Annotated in this window: 2 protein-coding genes; both read left to right on the top strand. The window is 71.4% G+C overall.

The window, feature by feature from the left end; translation table 11 throughout:
• The first annotated feature begins 158 nt into the window (after positions 1–158).
• The gene (locus ACWDX9_RS62860) at positions 159–722 is read left to right on the top strand and encodes a S1C family serine protease (RefSeq protein WP_449973379.1); all 564 of its coding nucleotides are present in this window, start codon (positions 159–161) and stop codon (positions 720–722) included.
• 26 nt (positions 723–748) lie between these two features.
• Positions 749–1,738 (top strand): AAA family ATPase, encoded by a 990-nt coding sequence (locus ACWDX9_RS62855; protein WP_449973378.1) that lies wholly within the window; start codon positions 749–751, stop codon positions 1,736–1,738.
• Positions 1,739–1,844 lie beyond the last annotated feature (106 nt).

The raw sequence follows: 1,844 nt of genomic DNA, 5'->3' as shown, positions 1-1,844 counted from the left end.
GCGCGAGACCCGGATCCGCTCCTCGCCGACGGCGGTCGCGGCCAGCTCGGTACGGGCGGCGTCCAGCTCGTTCAGCAGCCGCGCCCAGGCCGAGCCCGACGCCGACCCCCAGCGCGACGCTCACGACGGCCGAGGTCTTCGAGAGGGTCGGGCCGTCGGTGGTGGTCATCCAGGCCGGGAAGTCGCTCGGAACCGGGGTGATCGCGGCCGAGGACGGGACGATCCTGACCGCGCACCACGTCATCAAGGGCACGAAGGACGTCAACCTGACGTTCGCCGACGGCACCAAGGCGAAGGCCGCGGTCGTGTCGTCGAACCCCAAGCGCGACGTCGCGGCCCTCAAGCCCGCGAAGCTGCCGGAGATCGTCGTCCCGGCGACGCTCGGCGGCGCCGTGGCCGTGGGTGCGCCCGTCGTGGCGATCGGCAACCCGCTCGGCCTGACCTACAGCGTCTCCACCGGCGTCGTGTCGGGCCTGAACCGGACCACCGAAGAAGGCGACCGCGACCTGGGCGGGCTCATCCAGTTCGACGCCTCCGTCAACCCGGGCAGCTCCGGCGGTCCGCTCCTGGACGCTCGCGGGCTGGTCATCGGGATCGTGGTCTCGATCGCCGACCCGGGCGGCGACGAGGCGTTCGCCGGCATCGCGTTCGCGGTGCCGATCGGCGTGGCCCTGGGTGGCGGCGACGGTGACGGACCGCTGGGCGAAGGACCCCAGATCTGACCGGACACATCTCGAGAAGGAAGACGATGACCTCGACCAAGTCCCCCGAGTCGGCTCATCCGCTCGAACAGGTGCTGTTCGAGGTCAAACGCACGATCGTCGGGCAGGACGTGCTGCTGGAGCGCATGGCCGTCGCGCTGATCGCCGACGGCCACCTGCTCGTCGAGGGCGTGCCGGGCCTGGCCAAGACGCTCGCGGTGAGGTCGCTGGCCGCCGCGATCGCCGGGAGTTTCCAGCGCGTCCAGTTCACCCCCGACCTGGTGCCCGCCGACCTCGTGGGCACGCGGGTCTACCACCAGCACTCCGGGGAGTTCAGGACCGAGCTCGGCCCGGTGTTCGCGAACCTGCTGCTGGCCGACGAGATCAACCGCGCCCCCGCCAAGGTGCAGAGCGCCCTGCTGGAGGTGATGCAGGAACATCAGGTGACGATCGGCCGTGAGACGTTCCGGGTGCCCGAGCCGTTCCTGGTCATGGCGACGGAGAACCCGATCGAGTCGGAGGGCACCTACCCGCTGCCAGAAGCGCAGGTCGACCGGTTCATGATGAAGGTGGTCGTCGACTATCCGACGCAGTCCGAGGAGCAGGCGATCGTCGAACGCGCGCTGCGTCCGCCGGACCCGCCGCAGGCGATGGTGACGGCCGAGGATCTGATCGCGATGCGGGCCCGCGCTCAGCAGGTGTACGTCGATCCGGCGATCGTCGACTACGCGGTCCGGCTGGTCGCCGTGACGCGTTCGCCCGCGACGGCCGGGCTCGGCGAGCTGGAACGGTACGTCACCTACGGGGCGAGCCCGCGGGCGTCGATCGCGCTGGTCACGGGTGCCCGGGCGCTGGCGTTCCTGCGCGGCCGCGACTACGTCCTGCCGCACGACCTGTCCGAGCTCGCGCTCGACGTGCTGCGCCACCGCCTCGTGCTGTCGTACGAGGCCCTCGCGGACGACGTCGACGCCGACACGATCGTCACCAGGGTGCTCGGGGCCGTCCGGGCACCCGACGTCGTCCTGCAGAACCGCTGACCCGCCATGGCCGCCGCCCCTTCCGTTGTCCATGATCTCCAGGGTGGCGTGTCCGGCCTCCACCGACACCATGAGCACGCACCGGGTGGCCCGCGCGTGCCGCACG

Source organism: Nonomuraea sp. NPDC003201 (assembly GCF_053590415.1).
The sequence above is the reverse complement of the archived record's forward strand: the minus strand, read 5'-3'. Positions and strand labels throughout refer to the sequence as shown.

Coding starts and splice junctions, on each gene's coding strand:
- ACWDX9_RS62855 (WP_449973378.1), top strand. CDS start 749: ATGACCTCGACCAAGTCCCCCGAGTCGGCTCATCCGCTCGAACAGGTG.